At 70.5% G+C, this 21,691-nt stretch carries 21 protein-coding genes and 1 tRNA gene; 8 read left to right on the forward strand and 14 right to left on the reverse strand.

Annotation, left to right across the window (positions count from 1 at the left end; genetic code table 11):
• Positions 1-43 precede the first annotated feature (43 nt).
• Positions 44-115 (reverse strand) — tRNA-Val (locus E2E34_RS02655).
• 175 nt (positions 116-290) lie between these two features.
• Between E2E34_RS02655 and E2E34_RS02660 the strand changes: the two genes are divergently transcribed.
• The 3 genes from E2E34_RS02660 (at position 291) to E2E34_RS02670 (ending at position 2,847) form a co-directional block, all read left to right on the forward strand.
• Positions 291-1,046, forward strand: coding sequence for a DUF4097 family beta strand repeat-containing protein (locus E2E34_RS02660; protein ID WP_244315473.1), 756 nt, complete (start codon positions 291-293; stop codon positions 1,044-1,046).
• A 70-nt stretch (positions 1,047-1,116) separates the two neighbouring features.
• Positions 1,117-2,493, forward strand: a complete 1,377-nt coding sequence (locus E2E34_RS02665) for a hypothetical protein (RefSeq protein ID WP_138900264.1) — start codon at positions 1,117-1,119, stop codon at positions 2,491-2,493.
• A 135-nt stretch (positions 2,494-2,628) separates the two neighbouring features.
• A complete protein-coding gene (locus tag E2E34_RS02670) occupies positions 2,629-2,847 on the forward strand; it encodes an FmdB family zinc ribbon protein (RefSeq protein WP_138900265.1) in 219 nt (72 codons plus the stop codon).
• Between the two features lie 3 nt (positions 2,848-2,850).
• Here E2E34_RS02670 and E2E34_RS02675 read toward each other — a convergent pair whose 3' ends face one another.
• Positions 2,851-3,510: an O-methyltransferase gene (locus E2E34_RS02675; protein WP_138900266.1), complete on the reverse strand. Its 660-nt coding sequence runs from the start codon at positions 3,508-3,510 to the stop codon at positions 2,851-2,853.
• 74 nt (positions 3,511-3,584) lie between these two features.
• Here E2E34_RS02675 and E2E34_RS02680 point away from each other — a divergent pair, with 74 nt between their 5' ends.
• Positions 3,585-4,211 carry a DedA family protein gene (locus E2E34_RS02680; protein WP_138900267.1) on the forward strand — a complete coding sequence of 209 codons (627 nt, stop codon included), beginning with the start codon at positions 3,585-3,587 and terminating at the stop codon, positions 4,209-4,211.
• Between the two features lie 19 nt (positions 4,212-4,230).
• Here E2E34_RS02680 and E2E34_RS02685 read toward each other — a convergent pair whose 3' ends face one another.
• The 3 genes from E2E34_RS02685 to E2E34_RS02695 are packed head-to-tail and all read right to left on the reverse strand — an operon-like array spanning position 4,231 to position 8,760.
• The gene (locus E2E34_RS02685; protein ID WP_138900268.1) at positions 4,231-5,070 is read right to left on the reverse strand and encodes an HAD family hydrolase; all 840 of its coding nucleotides are present in this window, start codon (positions 5,068-5,070) and stop codon (positions 4,231-4,233) included.
• Positions 5,067-7,598: a phosphoribosyltransferase gene (locus tag E2E34_RS02690; RefSeq protein WP_138900269.1), complete on the reverse strand. Its 2,532-nt coding sequence runs from the start codon at positions 7,596-7,598 to the stop codon at positions 5,067-5,069. The genes E2E34_RS02685 and E2E34_RS02690 overlap by 4 nt, the downstream gene beginning before the upstream one ends.
• A 1-nt stretch (position 7,599) precedes the next feature.
• Positions 7,600-8,760 carry an HpcH/HpaI aldolase/citrate lyase family protein gene (locus E2E34_RS02695; RefSeq protein WP_138900270.1) on the reverse strand — a complete coding sequence of 387 codons (1,161 nt, stop codon included), beginning with the start codon at positions 8,758-8,760 and terminating at the stop codon, positions 7,600-7,602.
• Positions 8,761-8,936: 176 nt separating this feature from the next.
• Between E2E34_RS02695 and E2E34_RS02700 the strand changes: the two genes are divergently transcribed.
• A complete protein-coding gene (locus E2E34_RS02700; RefSeq protein WP_138900304.1) occupies positions 8,937-9,770 on the forward strand; it encodes a TerD family protein in 834 nt (277 codons plus the stop codon).
• Between the two features lie 48 nt (positions 9,771-9,818).
• On the opposite strand, the gene E2E34_RS02705 is transcribed toward E2E34_RS02700, so the two are convergent.
• The 6 genes from E2E34_RS02705 to E2E34_RS02730 all read right to left on the reverse strand — a co-directional run bounded on the left by E2E34_RS02705 (position 9,819) and on the right by E2E34_RS02730 (position 14,320).
• Positions 9,819-10,559, reverse strand: coding sequence for a TerD family protein (locus tag E2E34_RS02705; protein ID WP_138900271.1), 741 nt, complete (start codon positions 10,557-10,559; stop codon positions 9,819-9,821).
• Positions 10,560-10,685: 126 nt separating this feature from the next.
• The gene (locus E2E34_RS02710; RefSeq protein WP_138900272.1) at positions 10,686-11,834 is read right to left on the reverse strand and encodes a DUF475 domain-containing protein; all 1,149 of its coding nucleotides are present in this window, start codon (positions 11,832-11,834) and stop codon (positions 10,686-10,688) included.
• Between the two features lie 49 nt (positions 11,835-11,883).
• Complete coding sequence (locus tag E2E34_RS02715) at positions 11,884-12,459, reverse strand: TerD family protein (RefSeq protein WP_138900273.1); 576 nt, start codon at positions 12,457-12,459, stop codon at positions 11,884-11,886.
• 121 nt (positions 12,460-12,580) lie between these two features.
• The gene (locus tag E2E34_RS02720) at positions 12,581-13,156 is read right to left on the reverse strand and encodes a TerD family protein (protein ID WP_138894399.1); all 576 of its coding nucleotides are present in this window, start codon (positions 13,154-13,156) and stop codon (positions 12,581-12,583) included.
• Between the two features lie 124 nt (positions 13,157-13,280).
• On the reverse strand, positions 13,281-13,751 hold the full coding sequence (locus E2E34_RS02725) for a peroxiredoxin (protein ID WP_138900274.1): 471 nt from the start codon (positions 13,749-13,751) through the stop codon (positions 13,281-13,283).
• 140 nt (positions 13,752-13,891) lie between these two features.
• Entirely contained in the window at positions 13,892-14,320 is a 429-nt protein-coding gene (locus tag E2E34_RS02730; protein WP_138894401.1) for a DUF3052 domain-containing protein, read from the reverse strand.
• Positions 14,321-14,752: 432 nt separating this feature from the next.
• On the opposite strand from E2E34_RS02730, the gene aceE reads away from it, so the two are divergent.
• A complete protein-coding gene (gene aceE, locus E2E34_RS02735; RefSeq protein WP_138900275.1) occupies positions 14,753-17,485 on the forward strand; it encodes a pyruvate dehydrogenase (acetyl-transferring), homodimeric type in 2,733 nt (910 codons plus the stop codon).
• 71 nt (positions 17,486-17,556) lie between these two features.
• Entirely contained in the window at positions 17,557-18,387 is an 831-nt protein-coding gene (locus E2E34_RS02740) for a potassium channel family protein (protein ID WP_138900276.1), read from the forward strand.
• Here the strand turns inward: E2E34_RS02740 and E2E34_RS02745 are convergent.
• The 3 genes from E2E34_RS02745 to E2E34_RS02755 all read right to left on the reverse strand — a co-directional run bounded on the left by E2E34_RS02745 (position 18,369) and on the right by E2E34_RS02755 (position 20,856).
• On the reverse strand, positions 18,369-18,632 hold the full coding sequence (locus E2E34_RS02745; RefSeq protein WP_138900277.1) for a small hydrophobic protein: 264 nt from the start codon (positions 18,630-18,632) through the stop codon (positions 18,369-18,371). The two genes, E2E34_RS02740 and E2E34_RS02745, sit on opposite strands and share 19 nt — an antisense overlap.
• A gap of 82 nt (positions 18,633-18,714) precedes the next feature.
• Positions 18,715-19,098, reverse strand: coding sequence for a peptidase inhibitor family I36 protein (locus tag E2E34_RS02750; protein WP_167518193.1), 384 nt, complete (start codon positions 19,096-19,098; stop codon positions 18,715-18,717).
• A gap of 150 nt (positions 19,099-19,248) precedes the next feature.
• Positions 19,249-20,856, reverse strand: coding sequence for an MFS transporter (locus E2E34_RS02755; protein ID WP_138900278.1), 1,608 nt, complete (start codon positions 20,854-20,856; stop codon positions 19,249-19,251).
• A gap of 116 nt (positions 20,857-20,972) precedes the next feature.
• Between E2E34_RS02755 and E2E34_RS02760 the strand changes: the two genes are divergently transcribed.
• Positions 20,973-21,665, forward strand: coding sequence for a TetR/AcrR family transcriptional regulator (locus E2E34_RS02760; protein ID WP_138900279.1), 693 nt, complete (start codon positions 20,973-20,975; stop codon positions 21,663-21,665).
• The last annotated feature ends 26 nt before the right edge of the window (positions 21,666-21,691 follow it).

Genomic DNA, 21,691 nt, shown 5'->3' on the forward strand with positions numbered 1-21,691 from the left:
ACGAAGGCCCCCAACCGTGACCGGTTGGGGGCCTTCGTACGGGTGGGCGCGGACGGTTTCGAACCGCCGACATCTGCTTTGTAAGAGCAGCGCTCTACCCCTGAGCTACGCACCCGTGGATGAGGCAACAGCGTACATGGACCGGGGCGCCGGATCGCAATCGGACAGGTGGTCGCGGGCTGGTGGGGATAACCCCCGGGCCCGTTCGGTGGTGGGCCGCATCGTGCTCGGGAGGGGGGTCTTCGTACGGTGAAGGCTCACACGACGCACTACCTGGGGGATCGATCACCGTGGCTCTTCGTACCCGCGCCCTTCTCGCCGTAGGCGCCGCCGTCGTCGGCGTGGTCGCTCTGAGTGGTTGTGGCGTCGAGGCCAAGGACGCTCCCGCCGAGGAGCGGTCGTTCCCTTTCAGCGGGGACACGCTGACCATCCACGCCGACGACTCCCTCCTGGAGCTCGTGCCGGCCGACGTGCAGGACGTGGAGGTCACCCGGCGGACCGACGGGTGGGTCTTCCTCGGGTCGGGTCCCGAGCCGAAGTGGGAGATGAAGGACGGGAAGCTGGTCCTCGACCAGCGCTGCGACGCGATGGTCAGCGACTGCGAGGCGTGGCACCGGGTGAAGGTGCCGCGCGGGGTCGCCGTGACCGTGAAGGACGACAACGGGAGCGTGACCGCCACCGGCTTCGACAAGCCCCTGAATCTGCACGCCGACAACGGTGAGATCATCGTCAAGGACTCCAGCGGCCCCCTGGAGCTGAGCAGTTCGAACGGCGAGATCGTCGCGGAGGGCATCTCGTCCAAGCGGGTGACCGCCGAGTCCGACAACGGAAGCGTACGGATGGCCTTCACCTCCGTCCCCGACCTGGTGGAGACGACGAGCGAGAACGGCGAGATCGGCATCGACCTGCCGCGGGCCGCCTACAGCGTGACGGCCAGCAGCGACAACGGCGAGACCAGGGTCGGGGTGCCGCGCGACGCGAAGAGCCCCCACGTGGTGCGGGCGCGCAGCGACAACGGCGAAGTCACCCTGCGAACCGCGAACTAACGCGCCCGTGCGTTCGTCCTTACTGGTGGGAGAATGAACCGGGCAGGCGGACACAGCACGGGAGAGGGATGTGACGGCGACAGACGCGCAGCCGTGCACGCAGCGAGTACGCCGCCGTACGACAGCGGACGCCGTCAAGGACGCCGTCACGCTCGCGCTGCTGCCGGTGCCGCTGCTCGTCGCCCTCCCCTTCGCCTTCGCCGGCGGAGGTACGAGGCGGTGGTTCGGCGGCCGCGGTGAGAATGTGCGGGCCGACGCCCAGGCCGCCAAGGACGCCGCGGCGGCGGCCTTCTACGAGCTGGACACCGCCCAGCGCGACCTGCGGATCTCGATCGAGACGATCACGGCGGTGGACAGTTCGCCCGCGGGCCGCAAGGCCGTGGACGACTTCGCCGCGCTCGGGCGTCGTATCGACGAGGTCAGCCAGGCCTACATCACCGCCGTCGACGCGCACGACCTCGACCGCGACGACCTGGAGGCCGCCACCGCCGCCACGGCCCGCACGGACCTGACCCGCGCGAAGGACGAGCTGGTACGGGTCAAGGGCGAGCTGGACCGGTACGCGCAAGCACTCGGCCCGCTGCTCGACACGGCGGAGTCGCAGCTCGCCCGGCTCGCCCCCGCGGTGGAGCGGGCCCGTCAGGCCCTGCTCGCGGCGAGCAACGCGCTGGACGCGGTACGGGCCTCCGGGCTCCGGGCCGACGATCTCGCGGCGCGGCTCGCGGCCCTCGCGCCGGAGCTGACCAAGCTGAACCAGGGAGCCGGGCGGCACGGCGTACCGGAGACGCTGCGGCGCGCGGACCAGGTGCTGCGGGACGCCGAGGCCGTCCGGAGCGAGGCCGAGCGGCTGCCGGAGCGGGCGGCGGAGATCGACCGGCGGCTGGTGTCGCTGCGCACGCGGGCGCAGGCGCTGACGACCCGGGCCGGCAAGGTCGAGCCGGTCCTGAGCGAGCTGCGCCGCCGCTTCACGGCCGCCTGCTGGCAGGACCTGCAAGGCGTGCCCGCGCAGACGGCGGACACGGTCCGGCGGGCCGAGGAGAAGATCAAGGAAGCGGCGAAGGCCCGCGAGGAGCAGCGGTGGCCGGACGCCGTCGCGCTGCTCAGCACCGTCCGGGCGCTGCTGAACTCCACTGACGAGGCGGTCTCGGCCGCCGGTGACCGCCTCCAGCGCCTCAACGCCGTGTCGAAGGACCCGCAGCACGAGATCGAGCGGACGCGGTTCGCGATCAGGGACGCGCAGCGGCTGGCCATGGCCGGGCGCAACACCCCCGATCCGCGCCATGCCCGCCCGCTGGACGACTCGGTGGCCCGGCTGGAGCGGGCCGTCGCCGGCCTGGAAGGCCGCCATCCCGACTACTGGCACTTCCTGACCGAGACGGAAGCGGTACGGCGCACCGTGGCCCGCGTCGTCTCGGACATCCGCGAGGAGCGCGGCGCGGGCTCCTGAGCGTGGCGGGGCGCAGCGCACGGCTCGGCGACGCCCGGGGAAGCCGCACCGCCGCCCCGCACCGCCGCCCCGCACCGCCCCAGCAGCGCGCCCCGCAGGGGCGACTCCCGGGCGGGGACTCAGTAACCTGTGCGCATGCCCCGTTACGAGTACCGCTGCCGCTCCTGCGGCACCAGCTTCGAGCTGAACCGGCCGATGGCCGAGTCCTCCGCCCCCGCCACCTGCCCGGACGGGCACGACGACACCGTCAAGCTGCTGTCCGCCGTCGCCGTGGGCGGCACGGCGAGGGCCGCCTCCCCCGCCCCGTCCGCGGGGGGCGGCGGCGGATGCTGCGGCGGCGGGGGCTGCGGCTGACGGTCAGCGCTTCCTGGAGAGCGTCACCCCGTCCGCCACGGGGAGCATGACGCTCTCCATGCGCTCGTCGCCCCGCACCCGGTCGTTGAACTCCTTGATCGCCGCCGCCGCGCCCGTCGCGTCCTGGTCCGTGACGCCTCCGCCGTAGAAGACGTTGTCCGTGGCGATCACCCCGCCCTGCCGCATCCTGGGCACCAGTTCCTCCCAGTACGGCACGTAGTTGACCTTGTCCGCGTCGAGGTAGGCGAAGTCGATGTGCGGCTCGGCGGGCATCGCGCGCAGGGTGTCCAGGGCGGGGCCGATGCGCAGCTCGACGCGGTCGGCGACCCCCGCCTCCGCCCAGGCCCGGCGCGCGTACGCCGTCCACTCCTCCGAGACGTCGCACGTGATCAGCCGGCCGTCGGCGGGCAGGGCCTGCGCCATCGCCAGTGCGGAGAACCCGGTGAACGTGCCGACCTCGACGATGTGCCGGGCCCGGATCAGCCGGACCAGGAAGGCGAGGAGCGGGCCCTGCTCCTCGGCGGACTGCATGCTCGCGTTCCCGGGCAGCTGCCGGTAGGTGGTGTCGACGAGGTCCCGTTGCACGGCGTCGAGCGGCGGGGTGTGCGCCAGCATGTACGCGTACAGCTCGTCGGTGAGTGGAGTGCCGTTTCCCTTGCTCATCGCGTTCCCTCACGGTTGTCGGCCGGCGGCCTTCTTCAGCGTGGCTTCAGGCTGGGAATTCTAGGGTGTCGCGCATGATCGGAAGCGGCGCACCACAGTGGATCAACTCCCTCATGGACACCCTCGGGGCACCGGGCGCTGGCCTCGCCATCGCCCTGGAGAACCTGTTCCCGCCGCTGCCCAGTGAGGTGATCCTGCCGCTGGCCGGGTTCGCCGCCAGTACCGGGCGGATGAGCCTGGTCGCCGCCCTGCTGTGGACCACGGCGGGCTCGGTCGTCGGCGCGCTCGCGCTGTACGGGGTGGGGGCGCTCCTGGGGCGCGAGCGGACGGTGGCGATCGCGTCCAGGCTGCCGCTGGTGAAGGTCGCCGACATCGAGCGGACCGAGCGGTGGTTCGCTCGGCACGGCACCAAGGCGGTGTTCTTCGGGCGCATGATCCCGGTCTTCCGGAGCCTGATATCGGTCCCGGCGGGCGTCGAGCGCATGCCGCTGCCGGTGTTCCTCGGGCTCACGACGCTCGGCAGCGCGATCTGGAACACCGTCTTCGTGCTCGCCGGCTACCTGCTGGGCGAGAACTGGCAGGACGTGACGGGCTACGTGTCGGCGTACTCGAAGGTGGTGCTCGTGGGGGCCGGGCTGGCGGTGCTCCTCTTCGTGGGCCGCCGGCTGCTGAAGCCCGGGGCGGGCCGGCGGCGCGGCTGAAGCCCGGGCCGCCGGCCGCTCAGGCCGGGCGCGGGCCGGCGGCGCGGAGGAAGGACCGCAGGATCTCCTCGCCCGCCGCGACCCCGGCCTCCGGCAGCACGGTGACCGTCGGGGCCGTCCACCCCGTGTCGGCCAGCTCCCCGTGTCCCGGTCGCCAGCCCTGGTCCGCCGCCAGCAGCAGGTCCGCGTCGAGGAGGGAGTCGCCCGCGGCGAGGGTGAGCTCGGCGCCGGTGCGGCGGGCCACCTCGCGCACGGCCGCGCTCTTGGTGAGCGGTTTCGGTACGGCGTAGAGCTTGCGGCCCTGGAGGGAGACGGTCCAGCCGCGCTCCTGCGCCCACTCCGCGAGTTCCTTGACCCATTCGTCGGGCAGCAGCGCGCGTTCGACGACCAGGTAGGCGAAGAGGTCCTCGGCGACCCGCTCCTTGAGCAGCCAGGCGGGGTCGGCGGCGGCGACCAGGTGCGCGCGGACCTCGGCCAGGGTGGCGCACTCGTCCGCGAGCCTGTCCGCCACCCGCGCCTGCCAGTCCGGGTCGGACACCCCGTCGACCAGCAGGTGACCGCCGTTCGCGCAGATCGCGTAGCGGGGGGTGGGGATGGGAAGGCGGATGCGGTGGTACTGCTCGCGGGTGCGCGTGGTCGTGGGTACGAAGCAGGTCTCGGCGGCGAGCTGCCCCATCAGCCCGGCGGCGGTCTCGGTGACGTACGACAGCGGCTTGCTCTCGTACACCTCGACGCACAGCAGGCGCGGCGCCTGGGCGTCGGGCATGCGCAGGCCGAGCGCCGCGGTGGAGTAGATCAGGGTGCGGTCGAGGTCGCTGGCGACCAGGACGGGCGCGGGTACGGGCGCTGAGGTGGTCACTTCGCCGCTACCGCCTTGCCGTCCGCGCCGGTGGCGCCGCGGGTGTACTGGGGGTGGATCAGGCCGACGCAGGTGTACGGGAGCCCGTCGACCTCCTCGACCGGGACGCCGCGCTGCTCCGCCAGGAGCCGTACGTGGTCGAGGTCGGCGCCCGCGTCGCGCTTGGCGAGGATCTTCCAGGGCACGCGGCGCAGCAGGACGCGGGTGGTCTCGCCGACACCGGGCTTGACCAGGTTCACGTCGTGGATGCCGTACTCCTCGCTGATCCGCTCGACGGCCGCCCAGCCCTCCCAGGTGGGAGCGCGGTCGGCCGACAGCAGTTCCTTGACCTCGGCGTCCGCGGCGGCCGCGACCTCGTCGAAGCGGGCGGCGACACGGTCGAGGAAGAGGCCGGACACGTCGTCACCGGCGAGTTCGCGGTAGAACTTCGCCCCGTGGAAGTCGTCGGGTCCGACCAGGTCGGCGCGCAGGACCGTGCGGGAGATCAGGCCCGAGACGGTGGAGTTGAGGCACGCGGAGGGGATGAGGAAGTCCTCGCGGGTGCCGTACGTCTTCACACAGCCGCCGGGGTCGGCGAGGACGGCGATCTCCGGGTCGAAGCCGCGGACTCCGGTCCTGGCGGCGAAGTCGTCGAGCGCCTGGGCGAGTTCGCGGGTGATCGCGCCCTTGCCCGTCCAGCCGTCGACGAACACGACGTCGGCCGGGTCGTGGTGCGCGGCGAGCCAGCGCAGCGCCGTCTCGTCGATGCCGCGGCCCCGGACGATGGAGACGGCGTAGTGCGGAAGGTCGAGCCCGTGCCGGTGCTGGGCGTAACGCCGCATCAGGACGCCGACGGGGGTGCCGGCGCGGGCGAGGGAGACCAGGACGGGGCGCGGCGAGCGTTCGGCGAGGACCGTGTCGGTGACGGTGGCGACGGCCTGGGCGATCCGGGCGGCCGAGGTCTCCAGGGCCGCCTTGAAGAGCTGCTGGTACTGGGCGCTCGGCTGGTACTCGACGGGCAGCGACTCGGCGTAGTGCGCGCCGCCGCTCTGGATCGCCTCCTCGCGCTCCTCCGTCGGAGCCTCCAGCTCGATATCCGAGAGGTCCTGGAGGAGCCAGCCGACGTCCTCGGGCGCGTACGAGGAGAAGGCGGGGCCGCGGAGGGGCTCGGGCATGGGCGGCTCCTGCCGTAGAGGGGCTTGCTCGGGTACGGCGTCGGACGCGCCGGGCACGCCGGACATGTGACCGGACGTGCCGGGCGCACCGGGTATGTGCGAGGGGACGACCGCGAGCACGACGCGCCCGGTGTGGGCGGCGAGCACCGCGAGCAGTCCGTCGGGGGCGTGCAGCGCGGGGGTGTCGGCCGCGGAGTCGACCACGGCGACGACGGCGTCGAACCCGGCGCCCGCCACGTTGTAGGCGTAGCGCGTGCCGGGGCCGTCGGCGGGGTCGTCGTGCGCGGGGAAGACGAGGCGCGTGCGTATCGCGTATCCGGGGTCGTCCACGGCGAGCACGGGCGAGCGGGTGGTGGTCGAGTACCGCACCTCGGCGTCGAGGCGCTCCTCCAGCGCGGTGGCCAGTCGCAGCGGCGCGTACATCAGCTCCTCGAAGCCGAGGACGAGTACGCGGCGGGCGCCCGGCGGCAGCGCCTCGGCGAGGCGGTCCGCCATGCCGGGCAGCGCGGCCTCCAGCGCGTCCCGGTGCGCGGGCGTGAAGCCGTGGCGCCCTCCGTCGGGGACCCCTTCGGGCCAGCCCAGCTCCGCGCGGACGGCCCCCGTCACGGCGTCGGCGGGGGCGCCGCCGGTGCGGTCGGGGGTCGTGTCGTAGCGGCTCACCAGGGCCTGGCCCTTCGCCAGGACGTCCTCGGGCAGGCGGACCGTGCCCGAGGCCATGGCGATCAGGTCCACCCGGGCGCCGATCTCGCGCGCGAACTCCTCCAGCCGCTCCCGGTCGCGCGCGGAGCGCATGTCGACCAGGGCCACGATCACGTACCGCTCGCGCGGGTAGCGGGCGTGCAGGTCGCGGACGGTGTTGAGCACCGTGTTCCCGGTGGAGAACTCGTCGTCGACCAGGACCAGCGGCCCTTCGCCGGCCAGCAGCGCGGGGTCCTCGGGCAGCAGCAGGTGGGAGGTGGCGTGCGAGTGGGACTCCTCGAAGCCGCCGGCCGTCGCCACGCCCTCGACCGGGCGGCGCGTCGAGTGCAGGTACGGCGCGTAGCCGACGCCGTCGGCCACCGCGTGGCCGAGGCCGGTCGCCGTCTCGGCGTACCCGAGGACGACCGCGCGCGCGGCGGCCTCGTCTCCCAGCAGCTCGCGCACGCGCCGGCCGAGCGCGAACCCCGCCCCGTACACCCGCGACGGCAGCTGCGGCACATGCTTGCCCAGCACGTTCGACACCAGCAGATGGGCCCGCTTGGGGTTGCGGCGCAGGGCCAGTCCCAGCAGATCCCGCAGCCCGCCCGGCCCCTGGTCCCCGCCGTCACCGACGAGTTCGACGCCGAGCCGCTCCGCGACCCACGATCCCGACCACACCACGTCTTCGGTCCCCATCTCAGTCCGCTATCCCCGCTGTCAGCAGCTCCACGAAGCCCACGTCCTCACGCGCCACGCCGAACACCTCGGCGCGCAGCATGGTGCGCTCGGCCCAGGCGCGGTGCGGCTTCACTTCGTTCATCTTGTTCGTATAAGCGGAGCGCATCACTCCGCCGCCGTCGTGCTCCGGCCGCAGGATGTCCTGCGCGTCGCTGAACTCCTCGTGGCTGACCACCGACAGCGCGTGGACGGGCAGCACGTGGGAGGGGTGGATGCAGGTCTTGCCGAGCAGGCCGTTCGCGCGGTCGAGCGCGATCTCGCGCAGCAGACCGTCCATGTCGTGCTCGATGAGCGACGCGCGCAGTGCCTCCGCCTGCCCCACGAAGGGGCTGCGGCGCAGTTGCGGCTTGAACATCCGCTCCTGGACGCGGAAGTACTCCCACACCGGGCCGGTGATGGTGAAGCCCGTGCCGTCCGAGCGCCCCAGCACGTTGACCACGTCGGCGATGACCCCGGCGACGATCTGCACGTCGTACGCCGTCATGTCGGGCGCCCTGCGCAGCCCGTACGCCGAGCAGAAGTCCGTGACGCCCAGGCGCAGAGCGAGGACCCGGTCGCGGTACTTGTCGACGGTGCGGGCGATGCCCCGGAGGGTCTCGGCGCGGGTCTCCAGGTGGAGCAGTTGCGGCGACTCCAGCACGGGCATCGCGAAGAGGCGGTGGCCGCTCGCCGCCTCGGCGGCGGTGAGCGCTTCGAGGAAGGCGACGCCGCGCTCCTCGGTGAACTTCGGCAGTACGAATCCGGACAGCTGCCGCGCCGAGGCGCCGAGCCGGTGCACCAGGTCGGAAATCTGTGCGGGCTCGCGGACCCGGACGAACAGCAGCGGCTGCTCCCCGCCGCGTACGTCGAGCTCCGCGAACTGCCGGACGAGATTCTCCTCGGCGCCGGGGACTTCCCCGTCGTCGATGGAATCCTCCAGGCAGAGCACCATGGAGACGACCCCGCGCCCCGCCTGCTTGGCCACGTCGTCGGCGAGCCGCGGCCGGGTGGCCGGGCTGTAGAGCGTGGCGCCGAGGGCGGCGGAGAGCGTACGGGCCGGGGACCCGGCGTCGAACACGACCGGCTCCTTGTGGAACAGGTTCTCCCGGACAGTGGGCGGGATATGCCCGAAATGACGCATGAAAATCCCCCCGTGCTGCCGTGTCGGCCCATCGTTGTATGGCCGGTAATAGTACGTAGGGACGGTGTCAAGAGTTCCCTGCATCCGTGAATTTCAGGTTACCCAGGTGAATCCATTCATGCGGGTGAGCACCCCCGCGTTGTAGGGGTGAGCCCCGGGGAGGCAGGATGACCGGCATGACGCACGCCATGCTGAAGGGCTCGAACGTCCCGCTCGAAGCCGCGGCCGTGAGGGCTGTGCTGCGCTGGACCCCCGGCTCCGACGTGCCCGAAGTGGATGCCTCGGCGCTGCTGCTCGGTGTCGACCGGCGCGTACGCTCCGACGAGGACTTCGTCTTCTACAACCAGCCCCGCCACCCCTCGGGCCTGGTGCGCAGTCTGGGCAAGAAGCGGCTGGCCGACGGGGTCACCGACTCGGTGCAGACGGACCTCGCGGCGCTGGAACCGGCCGTGGACCGGGTCCTGATCGTCGCCTCCACCGACGACGTGCCGTTCGAGCGCGTCCGCGATCTCCGCATCGAGGTGTACGACGCGGCCGCCGCCGGGGGCGCCGAGCCGCTCGCCCTCTTCGAGGTCAGGCCCGAGACGGGGGCGGAGACCGCGCTGATCTGCGGCGAGCTGTACCGGCGGGGCGAGGGCTGGAAGTTCCGGGCGCTGGGCGAGGGCTACTCCAACGGGCTGATCGGGCTGGCGACGGACCACGGGATCTCCGTCGACGAGACGGACGACGCCGAAGGGGCCGACGGCGTCGGCGAGGCCGCCGCCTCCCCCGCTCCCCCGGCGGTGGCTCCGGCGGACGCCACACAGCCCATGCAGCCCGGGTACGGGTACCCGCAGCAGGGCTCCGACGCCCCGGCGCAGGGGGCGCCCGCGCCCGCGTACGGGTTCCCCCAGTCCGCGTCGACCCAGCCGGCCTACGGCTACCCGCAGCCGGCGGCGGCCGCCGCCTTCGCCCCGGACCCGAACTTCCGGCTGCCTCCGCAGGGGCCGCAGTTCGTACGCGCCCAGTAGGACGGTGCCCGGCGAGTCGGCCGGGCACGTCCGGGGCCCCGGCCCGGGTCAGGTCCTGGTCTTGTAGCCGCGCCCCCACTGCAGGCCCCAGCCGTACAGGCGGTCGAGTTCCGCCTGGAAGCCGTAGACGAACTTCACCTCGCGGCGCACGATCAGGTCGCCCTTGACGTTCTCCAGGGTGAACACGGCGCACGAGCGCGCCTGCGGGGCCCGCTCGTCCAGCTCGATCTCGATCCGCGGGCCGTTGCCCGGGAAGAGCGTCACCACGGCGTGCGTACGGTCGAACGCCGGTGTCTGGTCGTAGATGTAGACGAAGACCAGCAGGCGCTTGATCTCGTCGCGGTGGTCGAGGTTCACGTAGATCGTCTCGCCCGACGGGGCGCCGAACCGGTCGTCGCCGCTGAGCTTGACGTACGGCGGCGCGTTCAGGCTCCCGAAGAAGCCGCCCAGTGGCTGTACGACGCCCTTCGTGCCGTCCGCCAGCTCGTACAGGCACCCCAGGTCGAGGTCCACGTTGACCACGCCCTGGGTGTGCGCCTGCACCAGCTCCGGCTGGAAGAACTTGAAGGGGTTGCGCAGCAGGCTGTCGCCGCGCCGCCGTTTGCCCCCGATGTCCGACGTGCGCATCCGCCACGACAGATTGACACGCAGGTTGCCGGTGGTGGCCCCCTGCTTGGTGAGCGATACGGACGGATTGCGCTTGGTCAGCTCGATCGCGTTGCTCGCGGCGTTGCCGGACGCGAACTGATCGGCCGCCCTGTCCCGCCGCAGGCTGTCCCAGATGGTCATTCGGCCCCCACCCCCAGGGTGTCTTCGTACCCGTCCCCGCCGAACCCGCCGCACAGGCGGCGGGGCGGCCCCGAGGCCGACGCCTCGTGACCGCCCCGCTCAGAGCGTTCCTCAATCCCTACGGGGTCACACCCCGGACCGGACCTCAGTCTTGTCGCCCGAGGACGGCCCGTCGCCGCCCTCGGCCGCCGCGAGCCGCTTGTTGCGGCGGATCGAGGACAGGAACGAGGCGGCGATCAGGAGGACACCGACCAGGCCGGTGATGATCTCGCTGATCTCGTGCTCGATCGTGATCAGCAGGATGACCGCGAGCGCGCCGATCGCGTAGTGCGCGCCGTGCTCCAGGTAGACGTAGTCGTCGAGGGTGCCCTGGCGGACCAGGTAGACCGTCAGCGACCGTACGTACATCGCGCCGATGCCGAGGCCGAGCGCCATCCAGAAGATGTGGTTCGTGATGGCGAAGGCGCCGATGACACCGTCGAACGAGAACGAGGCGTCGAGGACTTCCAGGTAGAGGAAGAGGAAGAACGCGGCCTTGCCGGCGAGGCCGACGACCGACGGGTCCTTGCCCTGGGCCTTGGCCTTCTCCTCCTCCTCGTGCTCGCGTTCCTCTTCTTCCTCGATCTTGTTCTCGAAGTGGCTGGAGAGACCGCCGACGACGAGGTACGTGATCAGACCGGCGACGCCGGAGAGCAGCACCGTGGCCGACTTGTCCTGATATCCCGAGCTGGTGTGCGCGTGCGTCGCGAAGGTCATGGCCGTGACCAGCAGAACGATCAGCGCGATGCAGACCGACAGCATGTCGACCTTGCCGAGCTTGGCCAGCGGACGCTCGAGCCAGCCGAGCCACTTGATGTCCCGGTCCTCGAAGATGAAGTCCAGGAAGATCATGAGCAGGAACATGCCGCCGAAGGCCGCGATCGCCGGGTGGGCGTCCGTGACCAGGGCTTCGTACTGCTCGGGCTTGTCCATCGCGAGCTGGATCGCCTCGATGGGACCGACCTTGGCGCTGATCGCAACGATGGCGACAGGGAAGACCAGCCGCATACCGAAGACGGCGATCAGGATGCCGATCGTGAGGAAGATCTTCTGCCAGAAGGCATTCATCTTCTTCAGGATTCCGGCGTTGACGACCGCGTTGTCGAAGGACAGCGAGATTTCGAGGATCGACAGGATCAGTACGACCCCGAACGCCTCCCACCCCCACTGCCAGGCGGCGAAAGCCAGTCCGAGTGCCGTGACGGCAAACGACCAGCCGAAGGTTTTCAGAACCACTGGCTACCCCATCGTGTAAGTACGGGTCTCCCCCGCGCCGTGCGCGGCTTTACGAAACGTTGACCCCGAAGTCTAGGGCGATGCCCCGCAGTCCCGACGCATACCCCTGTCCTACGGCTCGGAACTTCCATTCTCCGCCGTACCGGTACACCTCACCGAAGATCATCGCCGTCTCGCTCGACGCGTCCTCGGAGAGGTCGTAGCGGGCCAGTTCCTGACCGTCCGCCTGATTCACCACGCGAATGAAGGCATTGCTGACCTGGCCGAACGTCTGCCCGCGGTTGTCCGCGTCATGAATCGACACCGGGAAGACGATCTTGTCGCAGCTCGCCGGCACCAGGGTGAGGTCGATGATCATCGACTCGTCGTCGCCGTCGCCCTCACCGGTGAGGTTGTCACCGGTGTGCTCGACCGAGCCCTCGGGGCTCTTGAGGTTGTTGTAGAAGACGAAGTACTCGTCCCCGAGCACGCGGCCGCTCTGGCACAGCAGCGCGCTGGCGTCCAGGTCGAAGGGGGCTCCGGTGGTGGAGCGCGCGTCCCAGCCGAGTCCTACCAGCACCTGGGTGAGATTCGGTGCGGCCTTGGAGAGGGAGACGTTGCCTCCCTTGGCGAGCGTGACACCCATGATCTTGCTTCCTCCCCGCGGTACGGAATGAGTGGTGAGAGCCCGGGTCCGGACCGGACCCAGGCTCTCGGGCGCGTCCGGTGCCCCGTGTGGCGGGGCGCCGGACGGGACGGGGGCTCGCTCAGACGTTGACGCCGAAGTCCTGCGCGATGCCGCGCAGCCCCGAGGCGTATCCCTGACCGATCGCCCGGAACTTCCATTCCGCCTGGTTGCGGTACAGCTCGCCGAAGACCATCGCGGTTTCGGTCGAGGCGTCCTCGCTCAGGTCGTAGCGCGCCAGCTCCGTGTTGTCGGCCTGGTTCACGACGCGGATGTACGCGTTGCGCACCTGGCCGAAGCTCTGCTGCCGGGCCTCGGCCTCGTAGATCGAGACCGGGAAAACGATCTTGGCGACGTCGGCCGGCACCCCGGCCAGGTTCACCTTGATGACCTCGTCGTCGCCCTCGCCCTCGCCGGTGGTGTTGTCACCGGTGTGCTCGACCGAGCCGTCGGGGCTTTTGAGGTTGTTGAAGAAGACGAAGTTCGAGTCGTTGGTGACCTTGCCCTCAGCGTTGGTCAGCAGGGCGCTGGCGTCGAGGTCGAAGTCACCCCCGGTGGTGGTACGAGCGTCCCAGCCGAGACCGACGATGACCGCGGTCAGGTTGGGGGCTGCCTTGGTCAGCGAGACGTTGCCGCCCTTACTGAGGCTGACGCCCACGAGTCCTCCCATGTGTGTCGGGGGGCCGAGGACCCCCGGTAATGCGCTGGCATCGGATCAACGAGTCGATCCTAGTGACCGGTTCCCGTGCGCAGCAGGCCCGGTGTCCCGATTTTTCGGGCGCTCAGAGCGTGCCGAGCACCTTGAGGTAGTCGGCGGGGTCGCGGGCGTCGGGCAGGCCGTTGACGACGCTCCAGCGCACGATGCCCGCCTTGTCGACGACGAAGGTGCCGCGCACGGCGCAGCCCTTGTCCTCGTCGAAGACGCCGTACGCGCGCGAGGCCTCGCCGTGCGGCCAGAAATCCGAGAGCAGGGGGTACTCGAAGCCCTCCTGCTCGGCGTAGACGCGCAGCGTGTGGATGGAGTCCGTGGAGACGGCGAGCAGCTGCACGTCGTCGTTGACGAAGCTCGGCAGCTCGTCGGCGAGGGCCCGCAGCTCGCCGGTGCAGACCCCGGTGAAGGCGAACGGGTAGAAGAGCAGCACCACGTTCCTGGCGTCGCTCCCGGGGCCGCGGAAGTCGGACAGCCGCACCGTGCGGCCGTGGTTGTCCTTCAGCACGAAGTCCGGTGCCGGCGTACCGGCCTCGATCGCCATTGGATGCGCCATCCCCTCGTTGGGCCGTCTGTGTCCCGCCAGCCTACGCACAGGGCCTCCGCCGACGGATGTCGGCGGAGGCCCTGTTTCACCTTGGGCGCAGCCTGCTCATGAGGAGTCTGCTCGGACGCGGCGGTGGCTCAGCGCTTGCCCTTGGGGGTCACCAGCCGGCCGGCGCTCCAGTCCTTGCCCGCGCTGACGGTCTTGGTCTGGGACAGACCCGCCGTCTGGGCGGCCTCGCTGATGTCGCTCGGCTCGACGTAGCCGTCGCGGCCGGTCTTCGGGGTCAGCAGCAGCACCGTGCCGCCGTCCTCGAGCAGACCGATGGCGTCCACCAGCGCGTCCGTAAGGTCGCCGTCCTCGTCACGGAACCACAGCACGACGACGTCGGCGACGTCGTCGTAGTCCTCGTCGACGATGTCCTGGCCGGTGATCGCCTCAATGCCCTCACGGAGTTCCTGCTCGACGTCGTCGTCGTAGCCGATCTCCTGGACCACCTGTCCGGGCACGAACCCCAGGCGTACTGCCGGGTTGGTCCGCTCCTCCGCGTGGTCCGCGGTCGCGCTCACGGATTGCCTCCTGATCATGTTTTGGGGAATACCTTCAGTCCACGCGCGTGCGTGGGCGTTGGCCGTAGTCCACACGTGCGGGACCGATCGCGCAAGTACCCGGCGGTGGAGACAGCCGAAACGGTGACGGATGGGGCCGGTTCACCGCAACTCCAGACCCCGCCGGAAGCGGTCCCGGTGATCCATCCCACACCATTGCGACACGTTTGTAAGCCTACGCGGCTTCGGTGGGCCATTCGGACCCGAGCGGCCGCACCGAACGCACGGACGGGTTGGGCGTAAGGTTGCGATTTGGCCGGACCCATCCCCGGGCGGACGCCGAGCCTCTCACCACGAGGGGGTTACCCCTCAGTAGAGGTGACGTTTGCGATTCAGGGGTACACGATGGAGGCGGCGCGACACCCCTCACGACCCAACCAGCGAAGGAACAGCGTGGCTTCCGGATCCGATCGTAATCCGATCATCATTGGCGGCCTTCCGAGCCAGGTCCCGGACTTCGATCCCGAAGAGACCCAGGAATGGCTCGACTCCCTCGACGCCGCCGTCGACGAGCGGGGCCGCGAGCGCGCCCGCTACCTGATGCTCCGCCTCATCGAGCGGGCCCGCGAGAAGCGCGTGGCCGTGCCGGAGATGCGCAGCACGGACTACGTCAACACCATCGCCACCAAGGACGAGCCGTTCTTCCCCGGAAACGAGGAGATCGAGCGCAAGGTCCTGAACGCGACCCGCTGGAACGCGGCCGTGATGGTGTCGCGGGCGCAGCGCCCGGGGATCGGCGTGGGCGGTCACATCGCCACCTTCGCCTCCTCCGCGTCGCTGTACGACGTCGGCTTCAACCACTTCTTCCGGGGCAAGGACGAGGGCGACGGCGGCGACCAGATCTTCTTCCAGGGGCACGCGTCCCCCGGTATCTACGCCCGCGCGTACCTGCTGGACCGGCTGTCCGAAGCGCAGCTCGACGCCTTCCGCCAGGAGAAGTCGAAGTTCCCGAACGGCCTGTCGTCGTACCCGCACCCCCGGCTGATGCCGGACTTCTGGGAGTTCCCGACCGTCTCGATGGGCCTCGGCCCCCTCGGCGCGATCTACCAGGCGCGGATGAACCGCTACATGGAGGCGCGCGGCATCGCCGACACCTCCAAGTCGCATGTCTGGGCGTACCTCGGCGACGGCGAGATGGACGAGCCCGAGTCGCTCGGCCAGCTGTCCATCGCCGCCCGTGAGGGCCTGGACAACCTGACCTTCGTCGTCAACTGCAACCTCCAGCGCCTCGACGGCCCGGTGCGCGGCAACGGCAAGGTCATCCAGGAGCTGGAGTCGCAGTTCCGGGGCGCCGGCTGGAACGTCATCAAGCTGGTCTGGGACCGGAGCTGGGACCCGCTGCTCGCGCAGGACCGCGACGGCGTGCTGGTCAACAAGCTCAACACGACCCCGGACGGCCAGTTCCAGACGTACGCGACGGAGACGGGCGCGTACATCCGCAACCACTTCTTCGGTGACGACCACCGCCTGCGGGCCATGGTCGAGAACATGACCGACGACCAGATCCTGCACCTGGGACGCGGCGGTCACGACCACAAGAAGGTGTACGCGGCGTACGCGGCGGCCAAGGCGCACAAGGGCCAGCCGACCGTGATCCTGGCCCAGACCGTCAAGGGCTGGACGCTGGGTCCGAACTTCGAGGGCCGCAACGCGACCCACCAGATGAAGAAGCTGACGGTCGAGGACCTGAAGCGCTTCCGCGACCGGCTGCACATCCCGATCACGGACAAGCAGCTGGACGAGGGCTACCCGCCGTACTACCACCCGGGCCGCCAGTCCGAGGAGATCCAGTACATGCACGACCGGCGCAACGCGCTGGGCGGGTACGTACCGACCCGTGTCGTCCGGGCGAAGCCGCTGCCGCTGCCGGCCGAGAAGACGTACGCGGCCGCGAAGAAGGGGTCCGGCCAGCAGTCGATCGCCACCACCATGGCGTTTGTGCGCGTGCTGAAGGACCTCATGCGGGACAAGGAGATCGGCAAGCGCTTCGTGCTGATCGCGCCCGACGAGTACCGCACCTTCGGCATGGACGCTTTCTTCCCGAGCGCGAAGATCTACAACCCGCTCGGCCAGCAGTACGAGGCGGTCGACCGCGACCTGCTGCTCGCGTACAAGGAGTCGCCGACCGGCCAGATGCTGCACGACGGCATCTCCGAGGCGGGCTGCACGGCCTCGCTGATCGCCGCGGGTTCCGCGTACGCGACGCACGGCGAGCCGCTGATCCCGGTCTACGTCTTCTACTCGATGTTCGGCTTCCAGCGGACCGGCGACCAGTTCTGGCAGATGGCCGACCAGCTGTCGCGCGGCTTCGTGCTGGGCGCGACCGCCGGCCGTACGACGCTGACCGGTGAGGGTCTGCAGCACGCGGACGGCCACTCACAGCTGCTCGCGTCGACGAACCCGGGCTGTGTGTCGTACGACCCGGCGTTCGGGTACGAGATCGCGCACATCGTGCAGGACGGTCTGAAGCGGATGTACGGCGACAACGCCGAGGACGTCTTCTACTACCTGACCGTCTACAACGAGCCGATCCAGCACCCGGCCGAGCCCGAGAACGTGGACGCCGAGGGCATCCTCAAGGGCATCTACCGCTTCAAGGAGGGCGAGAAGGGCGAGATCGCGGCCCAGATCATGGCCTCCGGTGTGGCCGTCCCCTGGGCGGTCGAGGCGCAGCGGATCCTCGCGGACGAGTGGAACGTCAAGGCCGACGTCTGGTCCGCCACCTCGTGGAACGAGCTGCGCCGCGACGCGGTCGCGGTGGACGAGTACAACCTGCTGCACCCGGAGGAGGAGATGCGCGTCCCGTACGTGACGCAGAAGCTCTCCGGGGCTCAGGGTCCGTTCGTGGCGGTCTCGGACTGGATGCGTTCGGTTCCGGACCAGATCTCCCGCTGGGTGCCGGGTGCGTACACCTCGCTCGGCGCGGACGGCTTCGGCTTCGCCGACACGCGTGGGGCGGCCCGCCGGTACTTCCACATCGACGCGCAGTCGATCGTCCTGGCGGTGCTCACCGAGCTCGCCAAGGACGGCAGGATCGACCGCTCGGCGCTGAAGCAGGCGGTCGACCGCTACCAGCTGCTGGACGTGACGGCGGCGGACCCCGGCGCGGCCGGGGGCGACGCGTAGCACCGCGCGAGCGCCAGGGGCGGCGGGACCCTCCGGTCCCGCCGCCCTTCGGCGTTCCCTACGATGCGGGCATGAAGGTGCAGACGGCGCAGATCCAGTGGGAACAGCGCACACACGGGCTCCTGCTGGGGCTGGCCGGGGCCTTCGCTCTCGCGTACGCGGTCCCGATCGTGGCGCCCGACGCCAACTCTCTGGTGCGCCAGGTGTGCCTGGTGACCGAGTGGGTGGTGTGGGGGGCCTTCGCCCTGGACTACGTCGTACGGCTGGCCCTGTCCCCCGGCAAGTGGCTGTTCGTCCGCAGTCACCCACTGGACCTGCTCGCCGTGCTGCTGCCGCTGCTGCGGCCGCTCCAGCTGCTGCGGCTCGTCTCCACGCTGCTGCTGGTCGGCCGGCGGGCCAGGATGGCGCCGCAGATACAGCTCACGACGTATGTCGGCGGCGCGGTGGTGGGTCTGCTGATGTTCGGATCGCTGGCCGTGCTGGAGGTCGAGCGGGACTCCCCCGACGGGAACATCAAGACGCTGGGTGACGCCGTGTGGTGGTCGTTCACGACGATGACGACCGTCGGGTACGGCGACCACTCCCCCACGACCGGTCTCGGCCGGGTGCTGGCGGTGGGTTTGATGCTGTCGGGGATCGCGCTGCTCGGTGTGGTGACGGCGAACATCGCGGCCTGGTTCATCTCCCGCTTCGACCGGGACGACGTCGAGGAGCGCCGCCAGACGGCGGCGATCGAGCTGCTCACGGCGGAGGTGCGGGCCCTGCGGGCGCAGGTCTCGGAGCTGACGTCGGGGGCGGCGGGGGCGGCGGTCCCGGCGCCCGGCACGGGTGAGGGGCCGCCCACTGGGGCGGCCCCCTCGCCGAGACGTGCGGAGCAGGTACGTCAGATCGACATGCCGTAGACCGCGGCGCCGCCTATCAGCGCGATGATCGCGAGGACGGTGATGATCAGGCCGAGGATGAAGCCGATCATGGCGGGCACGTTGCCGCTGTTGAAGTGCTTGCCCATCGCGATCCAGCCGGTGATCAGCGCGACCGGACCGAGGACGATGCCGAAGGTGAAGAAGCCGACGATGCCGCAGATGAGCGAGATCCAGCTGAGGGCGCTGGTGTTGGACGGGCTGTGTGCGCGGCTGTTGCTCGCCATGGTCACTCCCTAGGTCGTGCCCTGGAATTCGTGTGATCCGGGCTTGACCACCGGTTGCCCCGGTTTCCGGCGCGCATCCCCCTCAGTTCTCCCACACTTTGAAGGCCCGTACGCGATAGGGCGATTGAGGCACCCATGTCCCACCGCCCGGGTATGTCTCGAATTCACCAGTTTCGGCGCACTCGGCCGACTGGTACGTCGTGACCGGCCGGCCCGTGCGGTTGGCGACGGCCTGGGCGTCGGTGCCGGGCGGCAGCGGGACGCAGCTCTCGATGTCCGTGCCGGACAGTTCGTGGGTCTGCCGCGCGCCCTTGAAGTCCGGTTTCGCCCAGAGGCAGAGCTCGCCGGCCGAGCAGGCCCCGAGGCGCGGCGGCCCGGCCTGGGCGGGCTGCGGCAGCAGTGCGGTGACGGCCAGGGCCCCGGCCGCGAGGACGGTCGTACGCAGCATGGCATTGGTCGTGCGCATCGGAATCAACCCCCGTGTGGTGCGGATCAGTTGGCCCCACACTGAGCCGCGCGAACGCCGTGGCGGAAGACGCCCCGGGCCGATCCACCCGGATAGGCGACAGCCCCGCCGGAACCGTCCGGCGGGGCTGTCGTACGCGTCGGGTTGACGTCAGATGTGCGCGCCGCCCGCGGCCGCGTCCGCGTTCTCCCCGCGCTTGGTCAGGGTGGCGACGAGCGCCGCGACGACCGCGACGACGCCGGCGACGGTGAAGGCGAGGTGCATGCCCGACACGAACGTGTCATGGATGACGGCGCCGATCTTCTCGATCACCGGGGGCTCCAGGCCCGCCTTGGCGAGCTCCTTCGCCGGCACGGAGGCGAACTCGGCGGCCTCCTCCAGCTTGGGGTCGGCCGGGATCGGGATGCCCGCTTCCTTCCAGTTGCCCGCGAAGTCGGCGCTGACCTTCGAGGACATGATCGCGCCGAGGACCGCGGTGCCGAGCGCGCCGCCGACCTGCATTGCGGCCTGCTGGAGTCCGCCCGCGACACCGGAGAGCTCCATCGGGGCGTTGCCGACGATGACTTCGGTGGCGCCGACCATGACCGGCGCGAGGCCGAGCCCGAGGAGGCCGAACCACAGCGACATCATCAGGGTGCTGGTGCCGGCCGTGAGCGTGGTCATGCCGAACATGGCGGCGGCCGTGGCGACCATGCCGCCGACCAGCGGGACCCGGGGGCCGAACTTGGTGATGAGCACGCCCGCCAGCGGCGAGGAGACGATCATCATGCCGGTCAGCGGCAGCAGGTGCAGACCGCTGTCGACCGGGCTCATGCCGTGCACGCCCTGGAGGAAGAACGTCACGAAGAACAGGCCGCCCATGAAGGCGATGGCCATGAGGACCATGAGGACGACGCCCGCGGAGAGCGGGACGGACCGGAACATCGCGAGGGGGATGAGCGGTTCCTTCACCTTCGTCTCCCAGACGGCGAAGACCGCGAAGAGGACGACGGAAGCGCCCAGCCAGGCCCAGGTGCTGGGGCTGTCCCAGCCCCACTCGCCGGCCTTGATGATGCCCCAGACCATGGCGAACATCGCGCCGGAGAGCAGCACGATGCCGGGGATGTCGAAGGAACGCGGCGCGTTCTGCGCGCGGTGGTCCTTCAGGATGACCAGGCCGAAGGCCAGCGCGACGATGCCGACGGGCACGTTGATGAAGAAGACGGACTGCCAGCTGACGTGCTCGACGAGCAGACCGCCGACGATCGGGCCGCCCGCGGTGGACGCGCCGATGACCATGCCCCAGATGCCGATGGCCATGTTCAGCTTCTCGGCCGGGAAGGTGGCGCGGAGCAGGCCGAGCGCGGCCGGCATGAGGAGCGCGCCGAACAGTCCCTGGAGTACGCGGAAGGCGATGACCAGGGAGATCTCGCTGGAGAGGCCGATGGCCCCGGAGGCGACGGCGAAGCCGGCTATGCCGATCAGGAAGGTCTGGCGGTGGCCGAAGCGGTCGCCGAGCTTGCCGGCGGTGATCAGCGCGACGGCGAGGGCGAGCAGGTAACCGTTGGTGATCCACTGGACGTCGGCGAGCGAGGCGCCGAGGTCCTTCTGGATGGCGGGGTTGGCGATCGCGACGATCGTGCCGTCGAGCGCGACCATCATCACGCCGATCGCCACGGAGAAGAGCGTCAGCCAGGGGTGGCCACGGAGCCCCTTGGCCGGCGCGGGCGCGGGACCCTGCGGCGGCGGCGCCTTGTCGATGGTGGTCTGACTAGTCATACCGACCACGCTAATGTCAGCGACTGACAGTTGACAAACGAATTCACAAGACGGTAACTGTCACGTAGCTCACAGGTATCCTGAGCTGGACAAAGGCGGAAGAGGCGTACCCAGGGATGACCGAGCGGCAGGCGGCCGAGGAGCCGACGACAGGGCTGCGCGAGCGCAAGAAGCAGCGCACCCGCGACGCCCTGCTGCGGGTCGCGCTGGAGCTGTTCACCACCCGGGGGTACGAGCACACGACCGTCGACGAGATCGCCGACGCCGTCGAGGTCTCCCAGCGCACCTTCTTCCGCTACTTCGCCAGCAAGGAGGAAGTCGCCTTCGCCGTCCAGGAGATGGTGGAGTCGCGCTTCGTCGCGGAGCTGCTGACGCGCCCCGCGCGGGAGCGGCCGTTCACCGCCATGCGCAACGCGGTCCTGTGCTCGTGGAGCAGCATCGGCGAGGCGATCGAGGCCGTCGTACCGGTCGAACTGCACATGCGCACCTACCTGATGATCGAGTCGACGCCCGCGCTGCTCGCCGCCCATCTGCGCCGTTCCACCGAGCTGGAGGAGCGCACCGCCCGGATCATCGCCGACCGCGAGGGGCTCGATCTCGACGCCGACCCGCGGCCGCGCATCGCCGTGGCGGCGTTCACCGGCGTCATGCGGGTCACGGGGCGGCTGTGGGGGCAGGGCGAGGACACCAGCATGGAGTCGATCAGGGCGCTGACCGAGCTCTATCTGGACCACCTCGAACCGGCGCTCGCGGCGGACTGGCGCGCCCCAGAGCGTACGCCGGGCGCGCCAGGCGCACACGGAGTGTGACGGAGCCTCAACCTCCGTACGGTTGA

The organism is Streptomyces albidochromogenes, from assembly GCF_005981925.1.
In the GTDB taxonomy this organism is placed as follows: Bacteria; Actinomycetota; Actinomycetes; order Streptomycetales; family Streptomycetaceae; genus Streptomyces; species Streptomyces albidochromogenes.

Excerpts from the sequence above, each read along its gene's own strand:
- E2E34_RS02695 (WP_138900270.1), bottom strand. The coding sequence starts at position 8,760 with ATGCGTCATTTCGGGCATATCCCGCCCACTGTCCGGGAGAACCTGTTC.
- E2E34_RS02700 (WP_138900304.1), top strand. The coding sequence starts at position 8,937 with ATGACGCACGCCATGCTGAAGGGCTCGAACGTCCCGCTCGAAGCCGCG.
- E2E34_RS02675 (WP_138900266.1), bottom strand. The coding sequence starts at position 3,510 with ATGAGCAAGGGAAACGGCACTCCACTCACCGACGAGCTGTACGCGTAC.
- E2E34_RS02755 (WP_138900278.1), bottom strand. The coding sequence starts at position 20,856 with ATGACTAGTCAGACCACCATCGACAAGGCGCCGCCGCCGCAGGGTCCC.
- E2E34_RS02690 (WP_138900269.1), bottom strand. The coding sequence starts at position 7,598 with ATGGGGACCGAAGACGTGGTGTGGTCGGGATCGTGGGTCGCGGAGCGG.
- E2E34_RS02740 (WP_138900276.1), top strand. The coding sequence starts at position 17,557 with ATGAAGGTGCAGACGGCGCAGATCCAGTGGGAACAGCGCACACACGGG.
- E2E34_RS02760 (WP_138900279.1), top strand. The coding sequence starts at position 20,973 with ATGACCGAGCGGCAGGCGGCCGAGGAGCCGACGACAGGGCTGCGCGAG.
- E2E34_RS02715 (WP_138900273.1), bottom strand. The coding sequence starts at position 12,459 with ATGGGTGTCACGCTCGCCAAGGGAGGCAACGTCTCCCTCTCCAAGGCC.
- E2E34_RS02705 (WP_138900271.1), bottom strand. The coding sequence starts at position 10,559 with ATGACCATCTGGGACAGCCTGCGGCGGGACAGGGCGGCCGATCAGTTC.
- E2E34_RS02750 (WP_167518193.1), bottom strand. The coding sequence starts at position 19,098 with ATGCGCACGACCAATGCCATGCTGCGTACGACCGTCCTCGCGGCCGGG.
- E2E34_RS02670 (WP_138900265.1), top strand. The coding sequence starts at position 2,629 with ATGCCCCGTTACGAGTACCGCTGCCGCTCCTGCGGCACCAGCTTCGAG.
- E2E34_RS02680 (WP_138900267.1), top strand. The coding sequence starts at position 3,585 with ATGATCGGAAGCGGCGCACCACAGTGGATCAACTCCCTCATGGACACC.
- E2E34_RS02725 (WP_138900274.1), bottom strand. The coding sequence starts at position 13,751 with ATGGCGATCGAGGCCGGTACGCCGGCACCGGACTTCGTGCTGAAGGAC.
- E2E34_RS02745 (WP_138900277.1), bottom strand. The coding sequence starts at position 18,632 with ATGGCGAGCAACAGCCGCGCACACAGCCCGTCCAACACCAGCGCCCTC.